Below are 4,871 nucleotides of genomic sequence, written 5' to 3'. Positions count from 1 at the left end.
TGACGCCCTGGGGCTGTGACTTGCGGAAAAACGGACAGCCAACGGGCGTGGAAAGCCTCTGCGTACTTTTGAGACGGTCGTCCAACTGATCGCCCATACGAAGACTTCGTCAGGACTCAAGGTTAAGGCGGCCCTCGACCGCAGACGTTATCCCAAGGGCAAGAAGGTCACGAAGCGTCAGCTCGAAGCTCTCTCATTGCATCGCAATCGGTTCCATGATGACTGGAACTACTACCTGCGTCCCAATGCGAGTTGGATACTTCAAATCGATCAGCCTCTTTACTGGTTTTGGCACTTCGTCTTGACCACTCTCGCCCCACAATGCACTTCAGTTCTTGTCAATCTGGCGTCTCGGGTATTGTTCCACGGGGGGGGGGGACGCCCCCCAGTTCGAGCAACGAAACGCCTCCTGGTCATGTTCTGAGGCGGGTGCAAGTGATGTATCGTGACGCTGATGGATTCAAGTAGTAGCCCCAGATCAGTCAAGGAACCGAGGGTCCTCACTCCTCCCGCCAAGAGCTCTAGGCCTACGAAGGAGTCCATTGAGCAGCTCGACGCCTGGCTCCAAAGCATTACAGCTTATCATCCCGCGACTGAGGGCAAGCCGTGGACCTTTTACGAAAAGTTAGACGAGTACCTGGGTCCGTGGAAGGCAGACGGCTACCCAATCGCATATGGGAAGAAGTACTGCATACTCTTTTCCAGCGACAAGAAGCTGAATGAACACCCGGCAGGAGCAAGGTGGGTACGAAGAACTCTCGTGCTTTTGCAGGACGAACTTAGCGACTTCATACTGAAGGCCTTCGAAGCGGGGAAGCCCCCCAGCCTGACTGCGACTCAACTGCGAGATGCGGCGTTCAATTCACACAAGAAAGCTTACACACAGGCGGGCCTGACCATGGTTGTGATGCTTTCTCCCCATCTTTCTAGAGAAATAATGAGAACCCCTGCAGCTGAATACCAGCCGACGGCAGCAAACTTCGGCTGGACCATTACTCAAACGCTCGACACCATGGGGATCGTGATCGACGAGGCGGTCGCTGCCTTCCTGGGTACAGTCAGCCTTCCTGCGCACAATCAGATTCTTAAGCACTCGATAGCCAAAGACGTTCGAGCGAGCCAGGAGGGTTATCAGACGATATCCCGGCTTTCGCATGTCCGCGAGAATGTACGGACTGGGAGGTGTGGACCACGTTGGAGTTTTGGAAAAGCTCGAAGCCGGCCTCGCGACAACTCTTTTCGTCGAACCTGGTCAATTGCAACTGGCGGGAGCGGTTGTCGCGGAGGTGAGGAAGAGGAAGGAAGTCGTCAAGCTGAGATATCTCAGAGAAGCCGGCCTGGATGCGTCCCTGAAGGAAGTCTTCAAGGCCTACGATCCGGCGGGGTGCAGGTGGTGACATGTTTTTCTGGGGAACGCAGTTCTTTGTTGCACTCCTCGGCGTAGGCCTGAGTGCTATCGATCTCCGAATCGGAATTGTGATCTGGTTTTCGCTGCTGGTTCAGGCGGTGTCATTCTTTGGGATGCTCGTTCCTTCAAATCAACTTCACCTTCCGCTCTTGGTCTTTTTTCCGTTGTCTATTCTTGTCGGGCTTGCGCTTGAGATCGGAAAAAGCAGCCTGCGCTGGTGGCTGGCGGGCATCGTCTCGGCTGCAACTTTGATGCTGGTGCGCATGAGCTTGGAGTTCGAAGCATGGGTTGCGGGATCGTGGTCGATCGATACGTCAGGGCTCCTTTTGTGCAACTCCCTCATGGTCGCCACCGCACTGTTTCTGGGATTCAGCTCAGCCCGCGGCATCGGGTTTCTCATCCGACGAGGTGCCAGGCCTAGCTGAGGGATCCCCACGAACCTTTCGTGAAGAGCCCTGAAGGATTGATGCGCGGATGAGAGGGATTGAGGCGATAAGTCCGAGAGTGGAGACGGACTCTGGCGCCGGGGACGAGCAAGCGGAAGGGCCGCACGATGTGGAGCGCCTTTCTCGCGCACGGGAGTATGGCTGGCGACTACCACCTCAGACGGAAGGATGGCTGCCCTGCCTTCCGTGCTCGACGACGTCTTTGGGCCCGAAGCGTGGAACGATGATCCCCTGCCTGACTTCGGCGACCCCCCGCTGCCCCCCCCACCGGCAGATCTGACGGACGAGGCGGCCACGGAAACCCGCCTGACCCCCGTGCCGCCCCCGGAGGACGACGCCGGCTACAGCGTGGTCAGCTCCGTCAAACCCATGGCCCCGCTTACCGCGAGCCGCCGCCCCTGGGCCGCGCTGGCGGGGGGCGCCCTGCTGCTCTTGGGGGGAGGTGTCGTGGCCTTCCACACGGACGGCAGGCCCCCCCACGCGCGCCCTGCGGCACCACGTTCAGCGCTGCCGACCTCAAAGGGCGCGTCGCTCCTTTCGCCCGCCGCCGCGCCCCCCGCTCCTGCGCCGGAGCCGCCGGCCGTCAGCGAAGCCCCCCAGGAACCCGAGCCTGGTTTGACGGCCAAGTCGAGGTTAGCCGGAGCCGAGCGCGGCGAGCCAGAGGCGGCCGGGTGGGGTATGATCGGGGGTATGCATGTATTGCGCCGCATTACACACGACCCTGCCGTGATGGGCGGTCGTCCGTGCATTCGAGGGCTTCGCGTCACCGTCGGGACCGTGGTGGGCTTGCTTGCCACCGGAAAGACGAACCAGGAAATTCTGGCGGCTTATCCGTACCTCGAAGAAGCCGACATCCAGGCAGCACTGGCGTATGCCGCTTGGCGCTCAGAAGAAATCGACGTTCCGCTCTCATGAGGATCCTCCTGGACATGAACCTGTCCCCGCTCTGGGTGGAGTTTCTTCAGCAGGAAGGATTCGAAGCGGTGCATTGGACTACGATCGGAACAGGAGCTGAGGCGGACCATTTTGTGATGCAGTGGGCCCGAGACAACGAATACGTTGTGTTTACCCATGACCTAGACTTCTCAGCACTGCTGGCTTCCACAAAGGCCCAAGGGCCAAGCGTCATCCAACTCAGAGGCCAAGAAGTTCTTCCTGAGGCTGTCGGCAAGGATGTTGCTCGGGTGCTTCGGATGAGAACTCCCGAGATCGAGGCCGGCGCCATTGTGACGATAGACAAGATCTCGTCGCGAGTGCGTGTCTTGCCGATCGGTAAGGCGCCCGGCTAACCAGACGTTTAGCGTGCGCGTCAGCCAACTCGAGGAGCAGATCCAAGGAGCTCTCGCAACTCGATTACTCGGTTGGTCCTCCCTTTCAGGTGGAGAATTCGCGATAGCTGACAGGTCACGCCTACGGCCGCTACCTTACGGACTCTCTCGTTATGCCTGCATCCACAGCGCCGCGACGTCGAGCTCGATGGCGTCGAAGGGCGCGATGCGGGCGGGGGCGTCGTCGGCATACGTGCGCAGCAAAAGCCAGTGCGGCCCCTGACGCCGGTAGGCCTCCACCGTGCGCGCGAGAGGATCGACCAGCCAGGCGAACGCCACCTCATGCTCCGCGTAAATGGGCAGCTTGCGCCCCCGATCTCGTGCGGCAGTTGAAGGCGACACGACCTCACAGATCCAATCGGGGGTCAGGGTGAAGAAGGGCGCGTCCGCAGGGCTGGCCATACGCTCGCGACGCCAACCGGCCAGGTCGGGCACCAGCACGTGCCTGCCCAGGTGCAGTTCCGGTTCGTCAAAGAGCCACCATCCGCCCGGCCCGCCACGGCCGCGCTGAAAGGCGCCGCCCAGGTCCATGCCCAAAACGCTTGCGGCGAGCGCGTGGGGAGACGCGGGGCGCGGGCTTACCTCGAGTTCGCCGTTGATGATCTCTCCCACGACGTGAGGTGGGAGGGCGACGAGGTCGTCGTAGGTTGCCGCTTTCTTCGCGGGCGGACTCACGGGAGAAGCCTACCATAGTCAGGGTGCGCCATGTCCGGCCCATGCGGCAAGCCGCCGCTGGGTCTGACCGCGGGAAGATGTGCCGCAGGTTAGGCCTGGGGCAGCGCCTCGGCCGTCGCCGCAAGCCGGGCCAGCTCGTCTTCGCCGAGCTCTCGCTCGTGCATGAACGCGATCCCCACGACCGCGCGCACCTGGCCGGCGGTGTCGTGCACGGGCAGCGCCACCGCCGCGTGTGCGTTCACCGCCCGGGCCCCTGGACGCACGTCGCCGCTGGCGTCCTCCTGCAAGTTGCACGTCTGCACGGGCCTGTCGCGCGCGAAAGCCAGACCCGCCATGCCCTTGCCATACGGAATGCGCTGGGTGACCTGCACGACCTGTGGCGGGATGTTCACGGCCGCCCCCATCACGAGCTCCTGTCCGTCGCGCAGGTGCACGGTGCCCGCCATGCCCCCGTGGGTGCGTAGGTACGCTGAAAGCCAGGTCTCGAGGGGCGCAGAGCTCATGGCCACAGTTTGCCACAGGGCGGCCCGGGTGTGGCGCCCCGGCCTGTGACGTCGCTCGGGCCACACCCCGCACGGGGCCCTTGCTAAAGTCGTGTGGTGTCCGCGCCCGCCTCCGCCGCCCAACGCCCCGATCTCAGGCGCTGGGCCGTGCTCGCCATCACCACGGTGGCCGTGCCGCTCGTGCCCTTCGCGCTCGTGGGCGAGCTGCCATCGCACGTCTGGCTCGCCGCCACCGACGGTCACGCCGTACAGATTGGTTCCTTCGGTGCGCTCCTCCTCGCGGCCGATCTGCTGCTGCCGATCCCTTCGAGCGTCGTGGGCGCATTGCTCGGGGCGCGGCTCGGGCCTGCCCTGGGGTTTACGTTCTGCCTGGCCGGGCTCATCTGCGGCCACAGCCTTGGCTACGCGCTTGGGCGGTTGTGGCCCGCCCGCTGGGCGCCCCGCCACGCCCCGCGCACGTCGCCCTGGATCGTGCTGCTCAGCCGCCCCATCCCCGTTGTGGCGGAGGCCG

Annotated in this window: 7 protein-coding genes and 1 pseudogene; 6 read left to right on the top strand and 2 right to left on the bottom strand. The window is 63.0% G+C overall.

Annotated elements, in window-relative coordinates; translation table 11 throughout:
- Nucleotides 1–37 precede the first annotated feature (37 nt).
- From KA712_26150 to KA712_26130, 5 genes and pseudogenes are all read left to right on the top strand, one after another.
- Nucleotides 38–424, top strand: a pseudogene (locus KA712_26150) (hypothetical protein).
- A 730-nt stretch (nucleotides 425–1,154) separates the two neighbouring features.
- Complete coding sequence (locus tag KA712_26145; GenBank protein ID MCG5056435.1) at nucleotides 1,155–1,397, top strand: hypothetical protein; 243 nt, start codon at nucleotides 1,155–1,157, stop codon at nucleotides 1,395–1,397.
- A gap of 1 nt (nucleotide 1,398) precedes the next feature.
- Nucleotides 1,399–1,833, top strand: coding sequence for a hypothetical protein (locus KA712_26140; GenBank protein ID MCG5056434.1), 435 nt, complete (start codon nucleotides 1,399–1,401; stop codon nucleotides 1,831–1,833).
- A gap of 699 nt (nucleotides 1,834–2,532) precedes the next feature.
- Entirely contained in the window at nucleotides 2,533–2,769 is a 237-nt protein-coding gene (locus tag KA712_26135) for a DUF433 domain-containing protein (GenBank protein ID MCG5056433.1), read from the top strand.
- A complete protein-coding gene (locus KA712_26130; protein MCG5056432.1) occupies nucleotides 2,766–3,143 on the top strand; it encodes a DUF5615 family PIN-like protein in 378 nt (125 codons plus the stop codon). The genes KA712_26135 and KA712_26130 overlap by 4 nt, the downstream gene beginning before the upstream one ends.
- A 150-nt stretch (nucleotides 3,144–3,293) precedes the next feature.
- Here KA712_26130 and KA712_26125 read toward each other — a convergent pair whose 3' ends face one another.
- Together KA712_26125 and KA712_26120 are read right to left on the bottom strand one after the other, a co-directional pair.
- Nucleotides 3,294–3,857, bottom strand: coding sequence for a Uma2 family endonuclease (locus KA712_26125; GenBank protein MCG5056431.1), 564 nt, complete (start codon nucleotides 3,855–3,857; stop codon nucleotides 3,294–3,296).
- A gap of 89 nt (nucleotides 3,858–3,946) precedes the next feature.
- Entirely contained in the window at nucleotides 3,947–4,360 is a 414-nt protein-coding gene (locus KA712_26120) for a GAF domain-containing protein (GenBank protein ID MCG5056430.1), read from the bottom strand.
- Nucleotides 4,361–4,456: 96 nt separating this feature from the next.
- Between KA712_26120 and KA712_26115 the strand changes: the two genes are divergently transcribed.
- Nucleotides 4,457–4,871, top strand: a 415-nt coding sequence (locus KA712_26115) for a VTT domain-containing protein (protein ID MCG5056429.1), incomplete at its 3' end; no start/stop codon positions are given.

It is taken from the genome of Myxococcales bacterium (genome assembly GCA_022184915.1).
GTDB lineage: Bacteria > Myxococcota_A > Polyangia > Fen-1088 > Fen-1088 > JAGTJU01.
Note: the sequence above shows the minus strand (reverse complement) of the source record. Positions and strands in the feature narration are given on the sequence as shown.